General features: G+C 35.9%; 18 protein-coding genes and 2 pseudogenes. 19 read left to right on the top strand and 1 reads right to left on the bottom strand.

The window, feature by feature from the left end; genetic code table 11:
- Window positions 1–16 precede the first annotated feature (16 nt).
- From OLD84_RS16240 to OLD84_RS16165, 17 genes and pseudogenes are all read left to right on the top strand, one after another.
- Window positions 17–1,501: an alpha-N-arabinofuranosidase gene (locus tag OLD84_RS16240; protein ID WP_209462482.1), complete on the top strand. Its 1,485-nt coding sequence runs from the start codon at window positions 17–19 to the stop codon at window positions 1,499–1,501.
- Window positions 1,502–1,531: 30 nt separating this feature from the next.
- Window positions 1,532–3,322, top strand: coding sequence for a glycoside hydrolase family 127 protein (locus tag OLD84_RS16235; RefSeq protein WP_209462481.1), 1,791 nt, complete (start codon window positions 1,532–1,534; stop codon window positions 3,320–3,322).
- Between the two features lie 29 nt (window positions 3,323–3,351).
- On the top strand, window positions 3,352–4,566 hold the full coding sequence (locus OLD84_RS16230; RefSeq protein ID WP_209462480.1) for a sn-glycerol-1-phosphate dehydrogenase: 1,215 nt from the start codon (window positions 3,352–3,354) through the stop codon (window positions 4,564–4,566).
- Window positions 4,567–4,582: 16 nt separating this feature from the next.
- Window positions 4,583–5,746: a family 43 glycosylhydrolase gene (locus tag OLD84_RS16225; RefSeq protein ID WP_209462479.1), complete on the top strand. Its 1,164-nt coding sequence runs from the start codon at window positions 4,583–4,585 to the stop codon at window positions 5,744–5,746.
- 96 nt (window positions 5,747–5,842) lie between these two features.
- Window positions 5,843–6,040 carry a hypothetical protein gene (locus OLD84_RS16220; protein WP_209462478.1) on the top strand — a complete coding sequence of 66 codons (198 nt, stop codon included), beginning with the start codon at window positions 5,843–5,845 and terminating at the stop codon, window positions 6,038–6,040.
- A 178-nt stretch (window positions 6,041–6,218) separates the two neighbouring features.
- Window positions 6,219–6,377, top strand: a complete 159-nt coding sequence (locus OLD84_RS16215) for a hypothetical protein (protein ID WP_209462477.1) — start codon at window positions 6,219–6,221, stop codon at window positions 6,375–6,377.
- Window positions 6,378–6,748: 371 nt separating this feature from the next.
- Window positions 6,749–8,011: a cytochrome P450 family protein gene (locus tag OLD84_RS16210; RefSeq protein ID WP_209462476.1), complete on the top strand. Its 1,263-nt coding sequence runs from the start codon at window positions 6,749–6,751 to the stop codon at window positions 8,009–8,011.
- Between the two features lie 21 nt (window positions 8,012–8,032).
- Entirely contained in the window at window positions 8,033–8,197 is a 165-nt protein-coding gene (locus OLD84_RS16205) for an SDR family NAD(P)-dependent oxidoreductase (protein ID WP_209462475.1), read from the top strand.
- A 330-nt stretch (window positions 8,198–8,527) separates the two neighbouring features.
- Window positions 8,528–8,761: pseudogene (locus OLD84_RS16200) on the top strand (SDR family oxidoreductase); the annotation flags it as partial.
- Between the two features lie 83 nt (window positions 8,762–8,844).
- Window positions 8,845–9,819 carry an NAD(P)/FAD-dependent oxidoreductase gene (locus OLD84_RS16195; protein ID WP_209462573.1) on the top strand — a complete coding sequence of 325 codons (975 nt, stop codon included), beginning with the start codon at window positions 8,845–8,847 and terminating at the stop codon, window positions 9,817–9,819.
- An 18-nt stretch (window positions 9,820–9,837) separates the two neighbouring features.
- Window positions 9,838–10,080 carry a ferredoxin gene (locus OLD84_RS16190; RefSeq protein ID WP_209462473.1) on the top strand — a complete coding sequence of 81 codons (243 nt, stop codon included), beginning with the start codon at window positions 9,838–9,840 and terminating at the stop codon, window positions 10,078–10,080.
- A 288-nt stretch (window positions 10,081–10,368) separates the two neighbouring features.
- Window positions 10,369–10,626 (top strand): FAD-binding protein, encoded by a 258-nt coding sequence (locus OLD84_RS16185; protein WP_209462472.1) that lies wholly within the window; start codon window positions 10,369–10,371, stop codon window positions 10,624–10,626.
- A gap of 14 nt (window positions 10,627–10,640) precedes the next feature.
- The gene (locus tag OLD84_RS16180) at window positions 10,641–11,066 is read left to right on the top strand and encodes a hypothetical protein (RefSeq protein WP_209462471.1); all 426 of its coding nucleotides are present in this window, start codon (window positions 10,641–10,643) and stop codon (window positions 11,064–11,066) included.
- Window positions 11,057–11,188 (top strand): FAD-binding protein, encoded by a 132-nt coding sequence (locus OLD84_RS19520; protein ID WP_209462470.1) that lies wholly within the window; start codon window positions 11,057–11,059, stop codon window positions 11,186–11,188. The genes OLD84_RS16180 and OLD84_RS19520 overlap by 10 nt, the downstream gene beginning before the upstream one ends.
- A 73-nt stretch (window positions 11,189–11,261) precedes the next feature.
- Entirely contained in the window at window positions 11,262–11,927 is a 666-nt protein-coding gene (locus OLD84_RS16175) for an FAD-binding protein (protein ID WP_209462469.1), read from the top strand.
- 191 nt (window positions 11,928–12,118) lie between these two features.
- Entirely contained in the window at window positions 12,119–13,333 is a 1,215-nt protein-coding gene (locus OLD84_RS16170; protein ID WP_209462468.1) for a sensor histidine kinase, read from the top strand.
- A complete protein-coding gene (locus OLD84_RS16165; protein WP_209462467.1) occupies window positions 13,323–13,976 on the top strand; it encodes a response regulator in 654 nt (217 codons plus the stop codon). Before OLD84_RS16170 ends, OLD84_RS16165 begins: the two co-directional genes overlap by 11 nt.
- Before the next feature lie 112 nt (window positions 13,977–14,088).
- On the opposite strand, the pseudogene OLD84_RS19515 reads toward OLD84_RS16165, so the two are convergent.
- Window positions 14,089–14,343, bottom strand: a pseudogene (locus OLD84_RS19515) (transposase); the annotation flags it as partial.
- Between the two features lie 64 nt (window positions 14,344–14,407).
- On the opposite strand from OLD84_RS19515, the gene OLD84_RS16160 reads away from it, so the two are divergent.
- Window positions 14,408–14,815 (top strand): hypothetical protein, encoded by a 408-nt coding sequence (locus tag OLD84_RS16160; protein WP_209462466.1) that lies wholly within the window; start codon window positions 14,408–14,410, stop codon window positions 14,813–14,815.
- A 255-nt stretch (window positions 14,816–15,070) separates the two neighbouring features.
- Window positions 15,071–15,862: an SDR family oxidoreductase gene (locus OLD84_RS16155; RefSeq protein ID WP_209462465.1), complete on the top strand. Its 792-nt coding sequence runs from the start codon at window positions 15,071–15,073 to the stop codon at window positions 15,860–15,862.
- Window positions 15,863–15,928: the final 66 nt, after the last annotated feature.

Raw genomic sequence — 15,928 nt, 5'->3', positions numbered from 1 at the left:
ATAACGAGGTGTAATAATGAAAAAAAGCAATGTAGTAATAAATACTGATATTGAACAAGGGACGATTAACAAAAATATTTATGGACATTTTGCTGAACATCTTGGCAGGTCTATTTATGAAGGTATTTGGGTTGGTGAAGAGTCTTCCATTCCTAACACCAGAGGGATACGTAATGATGTATTAGAAGCATTAAAGAAACTAGATATCCCGGTTTTAAGATGGCCTGGAGGTTGTTTTGCTGATGAATATCATTGGAAGGATGGAGTAGGTAAGCGCGAAGATAGAAAGCAAATGGTAAATACGCATTGGGGCGGTGTGTTGGAGAACAACCACTTCGGAACCCATGAATTTATGATGCTTTGTGAGATGCTCGGTGCAGAGCCATATATTGGTGGAAATGTAGGCAGTGGCACCGTACAGGAAATGTCTGAATGGGTGGAATACATCACATTTGACGGTGAGTCACCTATGGCCAATTGGCGCAAAGAAAACGGAAAAGAAGAGCCATGGCAATTAACCTATTTTGGGGTAGGTAACGAAAATTGGGGCTGTGGTGGGAACATGCGTCCACAATATTATGCAGACCTTTATCGACGTTACCAGACTTATGTACGTAATTACGGGGAAAATAAGATTTATAAAATTGCAGGCGGTGCTAATATAGATGACTACAACTGGACAGAAACATTAATGCGAGAAGCATCTGACTTTATGGATGGACTAAGCTTACATTACTACACTATTCCTGGAGATTTTTGGGAAGGAAAGGGGTCAGCAACCAACTTTTCGGAGGATGAATGGAACATTACCATGAAAAAAGCACTCCATATAGATGAACTAATTCGAAAACATGGAACTCTAATGGATAAATATGATCCAGACAAACGAATTGGAATGATTATTGACGAGTGGGGGACTTGGTTTGATGTGGAGCCAGGAACAAATCCAGGATTTCTTTATCAGCAGAACACCATTCGTGATGCCCTGGTAGCCGGAATATCTTTAAATATATTTAATGATCATAGTGATCGTGTACAAATGGCGAATATTGCTCAAACGGTAAATGTATTGCAAGCAATGATTTTAACTGAGGGATCTAAAATGATATTAACCCCAACCTATCATGTGTTTGAAATGTATAAAGTACACCAAGATGCTAAGAAACTAGCTATAGATGTTAACACAGGCACCATTAATAATGGTTCTATATCCCAACTGAGCGTATCAGCTTCTAAGGATGAAGAGGGTAAAATAAATATAAGCTTGTGTAATTTGGATAAAGATTCAGGTGCAGATATAAGCTTAGACTTACGTGGAATTGCAGATCCAAGTAAAATATCAGGAAGAGTTTTAACTTCTGACAATATGAATGATCGAAATACGTTCGAAAGTCCAGAGGCAGTTGAGCCTGTTGATTTTAAAGATTATAAATGGAACGGCCAAACCCTTGATATCTCATTGCCTTCGAAATCAGTAACACTAATATCAATAGAATCCTAACTAAATTTGACTCAAAATGAGGAGTAGATAATGGATAACGTGAATCTTCTTAATGGTATTTTTAAGCAATCACAGGAAAAAGGAGAAGAATACCTGCACTATTTGGATATTGATAGACTCGTGGCACCGTGCTATGAGGCGAATGATCAAGCTCCTAAAAAGCCACGTTATGGCGGGTGGGAGAAAGAGGAGATTGCAGGCCATTCAATCGGACATTGGCTTTCAGCGGCTGCAAGCATGTATGCCACCACATGGAATACTGAATTAAAACAAAAGCTTGATTATGCAATTGATGAGTTAGGAAATATACAGTACTCTGAACCAAAAGGTTATGTAAGTGGTTTTCCTCGTACCTGCTTTGATAATGTTTTTAATGGGGATTTTCAAGTAGATAATTTTAGCTTGGGTGGCTCTTGGGTTCCTTGGTATAGTATCCATAAAATATTTGCTGGTCTAATCGATACTTATAAATATACTGGCAATAGAAAAGCATTAGATATTGTGCTAATACTTGCTAATTGGGCAAAAAATGGGTTAGGAAATCTTACTGATGAACAATTTGAAAAAATGTTGATCTGTGAGCACGGTGGGATGAATGAAGTAATGGCAGACGTCTATATTTTGACTAATAACAAAGAATACTTAGACCTTGCTAAACGTTTTTGCCACCATGCCATATTAACTCCTTTATCGGAAGGTATCGATGATCTTGAAGGGAAACACGCGAATACACAAATCCCTAAGGTGATCGGAGCAGCAAAAATATACGATATTACTGGTGAGAAGAAATATAAAGACTTGGCTGATTTCTTTTGGAAACAAGTAACGAATTACCGTTCTTATGTTATCGGTGGAAATAGTATTGGCGAACATTTTGGGTCTGAAAATGAAGAAGAGCTTGGAATTACAACTGCAGAGACATGTAATACTTATAATATGCTTAAACTTACGGAGCATTTGTTTCATTGGTTCCCTAAGGCAGAATATATGGAATACTATGAAAAGGCGCTTTACAATCATATTCTGCCATCACAAGATCCTGATACAGGAATGAAAACGTATTTCGTTTCGACCCAGCCGGGGCATTTTAAAGTGTATTGTACACCAGATAACTCATTTTGGTGCTGTACAGGATCAGGGATGGAAAATCCAGCCCGTTATACAAGGAACATCTATTATCAGGAACAGGGAAAATTATATGTGAATTTATTTATTGCTTCTGAAATTAATATGGAAGATAAAAACATGAAGTTAAGGCAAGAAACTTCATTTCCAGAATCACAAGAGACAAAATTGATCATAACAAAGGGGAACAATGAAACATTACCTATTCATGTTCGAATACCTCAATGGGCAAAGGGAGAAGTAATTGCTTCTGTTAATGGAAATGAACATTACTCTAGAGTAGAGAATGGGTACTTGATAATCAAGAGAAGATGGGTTACTGGCGATAGCGTTAAAATCAAACTACCTATGGAACTATACACATACAAATCAAAAGATGATCCGAAAAAACAAGTTATAATGTACGGCCCCCTTGTTATGGCGGGAGCGTTAGGAAAAGAAAACTTTCCGGAAACTGATATTGTAGCTGATCATCAAGCACTAAATGATTATCCATTAATAGATGTCCCAACCCTTTTAACAGATCGAATGGATGTAAATAAATGGATAACCCCTGAACAAGGTTCTCCGTTAACTTTTAAAACGGATCCTGTTGGTCAGCCTGGTAATGTAAATGTAACGCTGATACCATTTTATAAGTTACACCATCAGCGATATACGTTGTATTGGGATATCAGGAATGATAGTGCTGAGTAGAGAAAAATAAAAAACGTTGGGGATATATAATGAGCATACCTGAAGATATCAAAAAACTTGTAAAACAACTTAATATAGAAGAAGTCACTCTTCCAGAATTAAATATTGAAAAAAATGCGATAGATAAAATTCCATCGTACTTAATTTCACATGAATATAAAAATATCGTTCTTGTTGTTGATGAAAATACAAGAAAAGCAGCTGGAAATAAAATTGAACATATACTATCTAGGAATGATTTTCGTCTTACCATTGTGGAATTAGCTCCGAATAAATATGGAGAAGTAATTGCAGATGAACGTACCTTAATTCAATTTCTTGTGGAGATTCCGAATAGTGCAGATGTTATTTTAGCTGTAGGTTCAGGAACTATTCACGATATAGTCCGTTTTGCTAGCTTTAAAATGTCTATTCCGTTTATTTCTGTTCCTACTGCGGCTTCTGTCGATGGTTATACGTCTAAAGGAGCTCCTTTAATCTTTCAAGGTGTAAAGAAAACCATTCAAACTGCCTCCCCTGTTGCAGTATTCGCGGATATCGATATTATTAAAGATGCTCCGCGCGAGATGACTGCAGCAGGATTTGGTGACATTATAGGGAAATATACGTCTCTATTAGATTGGGAAATTTCCAGTTTAATAGGAAAAGAACCATATAACCAATTGGCAGCAGATTTAACTAGGAGATCATTAGACAATTGTATTCATAGTGTTCAAGAAATAGCAAAAAGAGAAGATAAAGGAATAAAAATTCTGATGCAAGCTTTAATTGAGTCAGGTCTTGTCATGCTTGTGTTGGACTTCTCTAGACCAGCTTCAGGAAGTGAGCATCACTTATCCCATTATTGGGAAATGGATTTATTAAAAAAAGATGCTAAACAATTGCTACATGGAGCAAAGGTTGGAGTTGCCACAACTATTATCATTGATCTATATAAACAAATAATCACCGATATAGATCCAGACCTTATGTCAACTGATTCTAGATATCTAGAAAGTTTTACAACAAATTGGGAGCAAATAAAACAAATGATGAAGGAATTACCTTCATCGCAACAGATAAAAGATTTATTGAAAACGGTAGCAGGACCCACTACACCTGAGGAATTGAATATTGAACATTCGTTAGTTTCGCTAAGTTTAAATGAGGCTTTTCATTTAAGGGATAGGTGTACTGGACTATTTTTAGCTAATCAATTTAAACAGGAGGATTTTAAATATCCTATAGAAAAACTATCATTCTAAGAAAGGGGAAGCATAGATGAATATAAAGAGCGTAGAAAAGATAGAACTAACAACCAAAATAGGAGTCCCTCCACAAATGCCGAATCAAGTATCAGCTGAATTGAATAATGGTGTCCATACAGAACTACAAGTATTATGGGATAAGCCTCATTCTGAACTATTTGCTGAGCCTGGAAAGGTTACTGTTGAAGGAAAAATTAAAACGTATGAGTACCCAAACCCTTTAATTGAACAGAGGGCAGATCCATATATCTACAAACACACGGATGGATATTATTATTTCACAGGCTCTTATCCTGAATATGATCGTATAATACTGCGAAGAGCAAAAACAATAAAAGAACTTGCAAATGCGGAAGAAAAAGCGGTGTGGAGAAAACGGGGTAGTGGGATTATGTCCATACATATATGGGCACCAGAACTCCATTTTATTGATGGTAAATGGTATATTCATTATGCAGCGGGAGACAGAGATGATGTGTGGGCTATTCGTCCATATGTGTTGGAGAACAGTTCCGAGGATCCATTTGAAGGTGAATGGGTGGAAAAAGGGCAAATTAATACCGATTTCCAAAGTTTTTCCTTAGATGCTACTACTTTTGAGCACAAAGGCAAACGATATCTAATCTGGGCACAGAAGGTTGATTATGACACTATTTCAAACCTTTACATCGCGGAAATGAGTAACCCATGGACAATCAAAGGGGAGCAGGTCGTATTATCAACACCAGAATTTAATTGGGAACAAGAAGGTTTTTATGTGAATGAAGGTGCAGCTGTGATTAAACGTAATGGGAAAGTCTTTGTAGCTTTTTCCGCAAGTGCCACAGATGATCGCTATGTAATGGGCTTATTATCTGCTGATGAAGATAGTGACTTGTTAAATCCAAAATCATGGACAAAATCAAAAGAGCCTGTTTTTGTTTCGAATGAAGAAACAAAAGAGTATGGACCAGGTCACAATAGTTTTACGGTAGCTGAGGATGGTGTTACAGATCTGCTTGTTTATCATGCCCGTCCGTATAAAGGGATTGAAGGCAACCCATTATACGATCATAATCGGCATGCGCGCGTGCAACAAATGTTTTGGAAGACAGATGGTACACCTTATTTCGGTTCACCTGGACAAACGATAAAAAACGCAAAACAGAAGATTACTGCAACAATTACTGTTGAATAATGTTGACAAATTATATTAAAACCATCGTGTATGTATTGTTCACATGATGGTTTTTTTAATAGGCAGTAAAATAGTTAATTTAGAGGATGAGAAAAAATGAGTTGTAAAGGATGCCCGGAACCAGTAATGAAGTCAGAGGAAAAAATTCAAGAACTTGTAGATGAGCAACTCCAATATGAAACAGATATTGTTGATAATGAAACTTATGTTCATAGATGGGTATCAAGCAATTTAGGTAGCAAGAACTCTACAGTTGTCCGCAAAAGAGTGTCCCTTACTCTGAATTATTGGTAGATCAAAAACGTTCTGCCCACCTTAATTTTAAAAAATGTGTCTTGACAATAGGGTTCACCATAATCGGGTAATGCTGCAGATGAAATCACGAGGTTAGTAAAATTCTACGTAACAAAATATTCAGCAATTTTTAGAAATGGCCAGACGAAACAAAGAGCAAGTGACAGAAGGTTTGGAAATGGTTGAAAAGAGAGGTAAAAACTTTGAAAGTATTTTAGATGCAGTAGAAGATGTCGATCAAGAAACGCAACTACTTACTGCATTATCCAAAAGAATGTCTCAAATTATGGAGAATGTCAATACATCAGTTACAGAAGTATCCAAAACTGCAAATTAATCAACAACAAAAACAACTGGCATTGCTGCTTCTTCAGAAGAACAATTGGTTAGCACAGAGGAAGGGCTGCATCTCATTTAGCGAAGATGTCGGAAGAATTAAGAAAACAGATCCCTAATGTAAAAACAAGTGGTCCCAACAATCTATAAACAGTTAACGGAACCACTTGTTTTTTATCAATCACTTCATTAAAGGATCGAACACGTCTAAAACTTATATCAATTACCTGTCAAAAAGAACTAGTTATAAATTAGATATATTGGGCAAGTGTATATTGCCCTTTTGGACGTTATGGTTTTATAACTAGTTTGTTATTATTAATTCTAAGGTATTGTTGTTAAAAATTCTTAATGGAGAAAGGAAGATGTTCAATGAAACAAACATATCCAATAGCACCGGAAGAAGAAGTCTTAAAAGTTTTAGGAGGCAGGAGCGATTTTGATCCCTTTTATGTATTTTCAGAACTACGTGAGAAAGGAGCAGTTAGACCAATCCCAATGCAGGTGGGGGATGCTGATCAACAAACATGGATTGTTACACAATTGGACGAGGTAAAGAAAGTATTGAAAGATCAATCGTTATTTTGTGTAGATCCATCAAATATTAATGAAGATAATAGTATAAAACAATCTTTAACAAATACAACGGATGATACAGGATCACAACTTTTCCTAGCAAATTCATTGAATGCGCTTGATGAACCAGACCATCGTAGATTGCGACGCTTAGTTTCTAAAGTTTTCACTCCGAAATATATGGAAAATCTTCGTCCAACTGTTCAGGAAATTGCAGACGAATTGCTTGAACAAGTTCAAGACAAAGGTGAAATGGATATAGTCACAGATTATGCATATAAACTACCAATTAAAGTAATTTCCTACATGGTTGGAGTCCCCGCATCACAACAAGAACAAATTTATCAATGGTCAGAAGCGATAGCTACAGGATTGGGCGTAGGCCGATTAGATGATGAAGTTAAAGAAAGTTTAGCATCCTTTACCGAATACTTTACTCAATTAATTGCAGAGAAACGAAAGCAGCCAGCAAATGATTTAATAAGTGAATTAATTAGTTTAGAAGAAGACGGTGATAAACTAGATGAAAAAGAGCTATTATCATTAGTGCAATTACTAATATTTGCCGGACATGAAACGACAACCAACTTGATATCAACAGGGACGCTCATTTTATTAGATCATCCAGATCAATTAGAGATGCTTAAAAAAGATAAGAGCTTAATCTCAAATGCGGTCGAGGAATTATTACGTTACCACGGTCCTTCTACGACTGCTGGTCCGCGTTATGCAAAAAAAGATTTAGTCCTCGGAGGTCAAACAATCAAAAAAGGAGATGTACTTTTTCCATTATTAAAGTCAGCCAATCGAGACGGCAATGTTTATAGCGATTCAGAAGAATTAGACTTAACGCGCGACGTAAAACGTCATGTCGCTTTCGGACAGGGTGTTCATATGTGTTTAGGTGCACCACTTGCACGATTGGAAGGAGATATCGCATTTACAACACTACTAGAACGAATGCCAGACATTCAGTTAAGTATCCCACGTGGGGATATCAAATGGCAATTTAAATTGGCAGCCCAAGGTTTATCTTCTCTGCCTGTTACGTTTAAATAATACTGATATGTAGGATTAATTATGGGTAGATTGGACAATAAAGTTGTTATCATTACAGATGCAGCAAGTGGTATGGGATTAGCAGCTGTTGAATTATTTTATAATAAAGGAGCAAAAGTTGTTGTTACAGATATTGCCAGTAAGAAGTTTCAAAGGTTAGTGAGAATATTTATACAACTAAATTAGATGTAACTTCAGAAGATAACTGGAGTTTAGTGGTAGAATAAGTGATCAAAGAGTTTAATACTGTTGACTTTTTATTCAATAATGCTGGGTTTCTTTTCACAACAGTTTACTAGAGGAGAATTTAGAAGGTTGGAATAAAACAATCAATTTAAACCTCACATCTGTATGGTTAGGAATGAAGACCGTTATCCCCTTATATGCAAGAATCAGGACATGGTTCCATTATTAATTGTGTGTCATTAGCAGCAATGTGGGTGGTTCTGACAATGGAGCAGCATATTGAGCTGCAAAAGGAGGAGTTCGCTCTTTATCTAAAATTATGCCAAGGATAATATTCGTGTGAACTCCGTGTATCCAGGTGCTATTTACACAGGTGCCGCTAAGAAACATAGTGTGACAACACAAGAACAACTTGGAAAGGCATTCACTAACCAAATCCCATTACCACCTCATGCTGAAAATGCAAATGATATTGCTTATGCTTACTTGTATTTAGCATCAGATGAATCTCAATTTGTTACTGGCGAAGAATTGATTGTTGATGGTGGTTGGAGTTCCCATTAGCAAAAACATAGTAGATTAACAGAAATAAAAGAACTCAATAAAGATAAGAGGGTGGACATGAATTGAATGATAAAGTAGTAGATATGACAATTATTGGTGGTGGTCCTACTGGAATGTTTGCTGCATTTTATGGTGGCATGCGAAACTCTTCTGTAAAAATCATTGAAAGCCTGCCACAACTTGGTGGTCAACTTGCAGCATTGTATCCAGAGAAATTTATTTATGATATTGCAGGTTTTCCGAAAATATCTGCCCAAAATCTAGTGGATAACTTAAAACAGCAAATGGATATATTTCAAGACAAAATTGATATTTGCCTCGGAGAAACTGTAGAAGAAGTCGAGAAAATAGATAATTATTTTATATTACGAACAGATAATGAAACACATTATACAAAATCTATTATTATCACAGCTGGGAATGGAGCTTTCGAACCAAGGAAATTACCAATTGATGTGACTGAATATGAATTAATGGATAATGTTCATTATTATGTAAAAGATATGCAACGTTTTGCAAATAAAGAAGTGGTTGTTTTTGGAGGTGGTGATTCTGCAGTTGACTGGGCATTAATGTTAGAGCCTATTGCCAAAAACGTAACACTTGTACACCGACGTGATAAGTTTCGGGCTCATGAGCATAGTGTAGAGAAATTAAAACAATCAACTCTTGAGTTAGTTACGCCTTTTGTTCCGGCAAAATTCGATGGTGAACAATCATTAGAAAAAGTGATTTTAAAACAAGTAAAGGGTAACGAAATGAAGATTATTAATGCAGACGATGTCTTAGTTAATTATGGATTTGTTTCTTCATTAGGTCCAATAAAAAGTTGGAAGCTTGAAATAGAAAAAAATTCTATTGTCGTAAATTCAAAATTAGAAACAAATATAGAAGGAATATATGCTGCGGGAGATATATGTACTTGCGATGGAAAAATAAATCTGATTGCAACTGGATTTGGGGAAGCAGCAACTGCAGTGAGTAATGCAAAAGTCTTTATAGAACCAAATTCGAGGGTTCAACCCATGCACAGTACAAGTTTAATGGAAGCCAAATAGTAGGTGAGGGAGGAAGATATGACAGCTAAGTACACAAAAGTTAATCAAGAAACATGTATAGCTTGCGGAGCATGTGCGGATGTTGCTCCAGATATTTATGATGTAAATGACGAAGGGATTGCATACGTGACCCTAGATAATAATAAGGGAACTAGTCCCATCTCAGATGAGTTTTGGGAAGATATGGAGGATGCTTTTGAGGGCTGTCCATCTGAGTCCATACAAGTTTCAAGCCAACCGTTTGAATCAAAATATGATTGAGTAGATGCTTTAATGATTTTTAAAGGATTTAGAGAGGGTTATAAAGGTCTCAGTGCGATATGAACTATTTAGTGATTGAAATTAAGCGGCTAGAAATAGTGAGTAATAATACATCTGTTAAAAGGAAGATTCATGAGCGAATTGACATTTTCTATCAGAGGATAATAGCTTCCTATTATTACTATTCAAATGATTTCTTTATCCCTTACTAATAGATGTTTTTGTTAGACTAAAGCAATTTTGTGGTAGGCTCATGAGTTTATTAATAAGACTTATGAGCCAATTGTTGTGGTTGGCAGTGGTGCAGGAGGATTAGTTGCAGCAATTACTTCTGCTTCTAATAATCTAAATACATTGTTGATTGAAAAGAGTGACGTTTGGGGAGGTACTTCTGCGTTATCAGGTGGCGGTCTATGGATTCCTAACAATCACGTATCTAAACAAGAGGGGTTACAAGACAGTGAAGAAGAGGCTCTTATTTATATGGAAGTGGTTATTAACTATAAAGGTTCAGCTTCTTCTTACGAGAAAAAAAAGGGTATGTAGAAAATGGACATGAAATGGTTAAATTTTTAGAAGAAAAAGGTATCAAATGGGTTCCGGGAATGAAGTATCCTGACAATTATCCAGAAAAACCTGATGGAAAAATTGGTCGTTCACTTGAAGCGGAGATTTTTGATGCCAGAAAACTAGGAGAAATGGCTGAAAACTTCCGTATTGGGGGATTGGAGGCACCAATTCCACTTTATTCGGGAGTAAAGGTTACCTCATTACCTAAAGCGTTTACAAATTTTCAAGATTTTACTACAGTTGTAGGTATGTTTATAAATGGTTTCAAACATAAAATAAAAAGGGAAAAACCACTTTCTATTGGTGCTGGTTTAGTAGCGAGTCTAATGAAGATCGTTAACTATTTAAAAGCGCCTGTCTGGTTATCAACACCATTAAAAGACATGTTAACGAAAACGACAAGGTTGTGGGCGTAAAGGTCGATAAAAATGGTGAATCATTTACTATAAACAGTAAAGCGGTCATTTTAGCTAGTGGAGGTTTTGAACGGAATCAAACTTTAAGGGAAAAGTACCATCATATAGGAGCTGATTGGTAATCCGGAAGTGAAGATAATACAGGGGATACCTTATTAATTGCTCAAAAATATAACCTAGATACAGAACTACTTAATGATGCTTGGTGGGGGGCCTTCTACATTAGACGAGAATGGAGCAAGAAAATTTATAGTTTATGAAAGGTCAATGCCACATAGTATCATTGTTGATCAAACAGGCGAAAGATATATGAATGAATCAGATTCGTATGTTGATGCAGGTCATGCCATTTTAGATAGACAAAAACAAAATGGAAAGGCAATTCATTCATGGTTGATTTTAGAAAGTCGAGATCGCAACAAATATTTGTTCGGTGAAATGCTCCCTCGAATGACACCCAAAAAAGCTATAGGAAATAAATGTAACATAGATATAGATGGACTAAAAACAACAGTTTCAACGTTTAATAAATATGCAAAAAAAGGAATAGATGAGGGTTATGGGAGAGGTAATTCCGTCTATGATAGTTATTATGGTGATCCGACATATAGGAAACCTAACTTAGGTACCATTGAGAAACCACCATTCTATGCTTGTAAAATTTATCCTGGTGACTTAGGTACTAAAGGATGGATCCTTGCAAACGAACATAGGCAAGCAATGAAAGATGGGCAACCTCTTAAGGGTCTCTATGCGACCGGTAATTGTTCAGCTTCCGTTATGGGAGATGTTTATCCTGGTCCTGGTTCAACATTAGGACCTACGACTGTCTTTGGATACATTTTCTGCAATGCATATTAAGAACAACTTATGAATTGCGAATAAAGCCTACAGAATTAACTAGTTATCATTCTATTTATATCCATAAGTTTCACTTTTTTAAATTTAGTAAGTTCAGAATATAGAAGCCAAAAAAGAATTTGATTTTTAGTTGAAGAATCTACATTATAAGATAGACTAGAGTTAATTATGGAAAAGAGGCTATGTAGTATATGGACTATGATAAGTTATTTTTATTTGACGATCAGCCAAAAACACTTAACGTTTATCGTGTCAGGCTATTGTTTTGGATTTTATTAGTAACAGTAGCAACCTTATTGTTACAATCAATAGGAGAAGTGTTGTTTGTTTTATCTTCCATTTTTTTAATCTTGATGGTTTTACATATTTTGCTCTATCGGCTTTCAAATTCTTCAAAAAGAAAATATTCTTGGTATTACTTTTTTACACAATCCTGTATTATTTTTATTTCTGCGTTTCTCCTACCACATGGCTCGCCGATTGTATTGGTGGGACTGTTACCAATATTGATTTCAGAAAGTATACATTTATTTAAAAGTTCATTTAAAGTATTTTCAGCAGTTATTATTCTATATATTTTTTATACTGTAGCTATTGTGGTAAATTATGGTGCACATGAATTACGTATTTTTATACCTATTTTGTTTTTTATTGTGGCTATTGCTGTTTTTTACTCGATTTTACATGTGAAAGAAATAAACGCATGGAGACGTATGCAATATTACATAAATCAACTAGAAAATGCTAATCAAAAGATAGAAGAACTGACAATTAGAAACGAAAGAAAGCGTCTAGCACGTGATCTGCATGATACGATGGCCCAAGGGCTAGCTGGGTTAATTATGAAATTAGAAGCAATTGATGTATACATAGGCCAAGGAAATAACGAAAAGTCAAAGCAAATATTACTAGAATCGATGAAACAAGCAAGAACAACGTTGAAAGATGCGAGAGAAGCGATTGACGATTTGCGTTCTAAATCGCTATCGGAGCAGACGTTTGTACAAGAGGCAGAAAAAGAAATAAGTAAATTTAAAGAGGCCACCTCTATAAAAGTAAATAATTCAATAGAAGCAATTCCACCATTGGCGGACTTATTAAAAAAACATGGTATCTACATAATAAGAGAATGTTTAACGAATATTGCTAAACATGCACATGCCAACTTAGTGCAATTAAATATTTATGCTACAAATGATGACTTATGTATTAGGATCTATGACAATGGTGTAGGTTTTGATGCTGATTATATTGGTGAAACAAGCGGACATTATGGGTTATTAGGGATTTATGAACGAGTAAGGATTCTAGGTGGGGTTGTGAATGTCGATAGTAACCAGAAATTTGGCACAACTATAAAAATAGTAATACCATTAAATCAGAAAGGTGACTGTGATGAATATTAAAATATTAATTGTGGATGATCACTTAGTTGTTAGAGAAGGATTAAAATTAATTTTAGAAACTAATGAAGCTTTTGAAGTTATTGATGAAGCACAGAATGGGAAAGAAGCTATGGAATTCATAGACAAGCAAAAACCAGACGTGATTTTATTGGATCTGAAAATGCCGGTGGTAAGTGGGTTAGAAACCATGCAACAGCTAAGACAACGAGATATTAATATCCCTATAATTATTCTAACAACGTATAATGAAGATGAATTAATGATAAAAGGGATGAAGCTAGGAGCGAAGGGGTATTTATTAAAAGATACAAATAGAGATCATTTGTTTAGGACAATTGAAGCGGCTTATAGAGGAGAAACTCTGATACAACCCGAAATAATGGAAAAGCTTTTCCAGGAAAGTGACAAAGAAAAAAAATCTAATAATCGAGCGGATACTTATTATACATTGTTAACAGAAAAAGAAATATCTATTTTACAAGCTGTATGTGATGGACATAGAAATAAAGAAGTTGCAATTAAATTTGGAATTGCCGAACGGACTGTAAAATTCCATTTAACTAACATTTATAATAAGCTAGGTGTAGATTCAAGGGCAGAAGCTGTATCACATTCAATAAAGAGAGGGTATATAACACCATAATGAATAGAGTGCATGAATCTCTAATAAAATAAAATAAAATAAAATTGGTATGTCAACACTAAAAACAAACATTTATTTAAAGGGCTAAGTTTCGGTATGTTACTGGACTTTCCTAACCAAGCGTGCTGTGCGTTCTAATATTATTATACCAATTGACATAATCAAAAAATTCAAGAGATAGCTGTTCAAGGGTTTCAAAGTGCATGTCATTTATTAATTCGGTTTTTAGTATCTTAAATGTCGATTCTGACACCGCATTATTATAGGGGCTTTCTTTATCGCTTAGAGAGCGTTTAATGTCATATTCACTTAATAGCTCATCGATCCCTACATTCTTAAATTCAGAACCACGATCTGTGTGAAATATTTTTACTGTTTCTAATTCTAATGGTTATTTGACCGTTCAAAGGTATTGAACTAAAGCTGCGTCTTTGCGCTTTCCTGCTGGTAGAGAACAACGATTAACTGCAAGCTTTGAATTATCTTATGAACAAGGTACATTAGAGGCAATTAGCTATTTAGATGGTAAGGAAATTTCGAGAGATGTCGTAACAACCGCTGGCCGTCCAAAAGGGATTCGTATCGTACCAGATAAAAAAGAGTTAAAAGCCGATGGACAGTCGCTTATTTTTGCAGAAATAGAAATTATTGATGCAGAGGCAGGGTTGGTACCGACTGCAGATTTAAAAGCGGAAATAGCTGTATATGGGGATGCGAAGTTAGCCGCTTTTGGCACAGGGAAACGCAAGACCACAGAAAATTATAAAACGGGAAAATTCACATCTTTAAATGGAAAGTTATTGGCTGTTGTAAGAGCCTTTGCTTGTAAGAGCCTTTGATGAAGTTGGTGAGGCCACAGTCAAGGTATCAGTTGAAGGTTTACCATCAACAACATTAAATATTCCGGTGAAAATGTAGGAAGACATTAAATGGGCGACTCATACGAGACGTTATTTTTTGGAAAACAGATGGTACACCTTCTTTCGGTTCACTTGGACAAACGATAAAAAACTCAGAACAGAAGAGTATAGCGGCCTTCTACATATCCTCTCCACAAAAAGGTTATACTATCAGCTAAAATAGGAGGTATAACAATGACAGACCATAAGCTGGAAAATAAAGTAGCGATAGTAACCGGGGCGGCTTCCGGTATCGGTAGAGCTTCTGCACTTAGACTGGCAAAGTCAGGAGCGAAAGTAGGACTGATCGACTTAAAAGAGGAAAATGCTGACACTGTAAAACAAGAGATCGAAAATAATGGTGAGGAAGCAATAATCTCAGATACAGATGTATCAAACCCCCAAGAGGTAGAAGCTAGTATTCAAAAAGTTGTTGAGAAGTGGGGACGTTTAGACTTTGTGTTCGTGAACGCTGGTATTAACGGCCGGGTTGCTCCTATTGAGGATCTCACTCCTGATGATTGGGACCAAACATTAACAACCAATTTAAAAAGCACGTTCCTGACCGCGAAATATGCTATCCCACATATGAAGGAAAGTGGAGGAAGCATCGTGATAACAAGTTCCATTAACGGAAATAGAACGTTTACAGGTTTTGGAATGACGGCATACAGTTCTTCAAAAGCTGGACAAATGGCTTTTGGCAAGATGGCCGCCTTGGAATTGGCAGAGTATCGAATTAGGGTCAATATCATCTGCCCTGGGGCAATTGAAACGAATATCGGTGAGAATACCCATCCAGATAAACAAAAACTTAAGAACATTGAAATCCCTGTAGAATATCCAGAAGGAAGTCAGCCCTTAGAACATGGTGCTGGCAGTCCTGAACAGGTAGCAGATTTAGTTCACTTTTTAGCTTCTAATGAATCAAGTCATATAACTGGGACAGAATTATATATTGATGGTGCGGAGTCTTTGCTGAAATAATAAGCATTCGCATTTTATCCTCTAAATTAACTTAACTAATTATGTTATAATAAAACTATATATAAA

It is taken from the genome of Virgibacillus natechei (genome assembly GCF_026013645.1).
Taxonomy (GTDB): Bacteria; Bacillota; Bacilli; order Bacillales; family Amphibacillaceae; genus Virgibacillus_L; species Virgibacillus_L natechei.
The sequence above is the reverse complement of the archived record's forward strand: the minus strand, read 5'-3'. Positions and strand labels throughout refer to the sequence as shown.

What these genes read in the sequence shown, in the direction of transcription:
- OLD84_RS16240 (WP_209462482.1), top strand. Translation starts at nt 17, where the DNA reads ATGAAAAAAAGCAATGTAGTAATAAATACTGATATTGAACAAGGGACG.
- OLD84_RS16235 (WP_209462481.1), top strand. Translation starts at nt 1,532, where the DNA reads ATGGATAACGTGAATCTTCTTAATGGTATTTTTAAGCAATCACAGGAA.
- OLD84_RS16230 (WP_209462480.1), top strand. Translation starts at nt 3,352, where the DNA reads ATGAGCATACCTGAAGATATCAAAAAACTTGTAAAACAACTTAATATA.
- OLD84_RS16225 (WP_209462479.1), top strand. Translation starts at nt 4,583, where the DNA reads ATGAATATAAAGAGCGTAGAAAAGATAGAACTAACAACCAAAATAGGA.
- OLD84_RS16220 (WP_209462478.1), top strand. Translation starts at nt 5,843, where the DNA reads ATGAGTTGTAAAGGATGCCCGGAACCAGTAATGAAGTCAGAGGAAAAA.
- OLD84_RS16215 (WP_209462477.1), top strand. Translation starts at nt 6,219, where the DNA reads ATGGTTGAAAAGAGAGGTAAAAACTTTGAAAGTATTTTAGATGCAGTA.
- OLD84_RS16210 (WP_209462476.1), top strand. Translation starts at nt 6,749, where the DNA reads ATGAAACAAACATATCCAATAGCACCGGAAGAAGAAGTCTTAAAAGTT.
- OLD84_RS16205 (WP_209462475.1), top strand. Translation starts at nt 8,033, where the DNA reads ATGGGTAGATTGGACAATAAAGTTGTTATCATTACAGATGCAGCAAGT.
- OLD84_RS16195 (WP_209462573.1), top strand. Translation starts at nt 8,845, where the DNA reads ATGACAATTATTGGTGGTGGTCCTACTGGAATGTTTGCTGCATTTTAT.
- OLD84_RS16190 (WP_209462473.1), top strand. Translation starts at nt 9,838, where the DNA reads ATGACAGCTAAGTACACAAAAGTTAATCAAGAAACATGTATAGCTTGC.
- OLD84_RS16180 (WP_209462471.1), top strand. Translation starts at nt 10,641, where the DNA reads ATGGTTAAATTTTTAGAAGAAAAAGGTATCAAATGGGTTCCGGGAATG.
- OLD84_RS16175 (WP_209462469.1), top strand. Translation starts at nt 11,262, where the DNA reads ATGATGCTTGGTGGGGGGCCTTCTACATTAGACGAGAATGGAGCAAGA.
- OLD84_RS16170 (WP_209462468.1), top strand. Translation starts at nt 12,119, where the DNA reads ATGGACTATGATAAGTTATTTTTATTTGACGATCAGCCAAAAACACTT.
- OLD84_RS16165 (WP_209462467.1), top strand. Translation starts at nt 13,323, where the DNA reads ATGAATATTAAAATATTAATTGTGGATGATCACTTAGTTGTTAGAGAA.
- OLD84_RS16155 (WP_209462465.1), top strand. Translation starts at nt 15,071, where the DNA reads ATGACAGACCATAAGCTGGAAAATAAAGTAGCGATAGTAACCGGGGCG.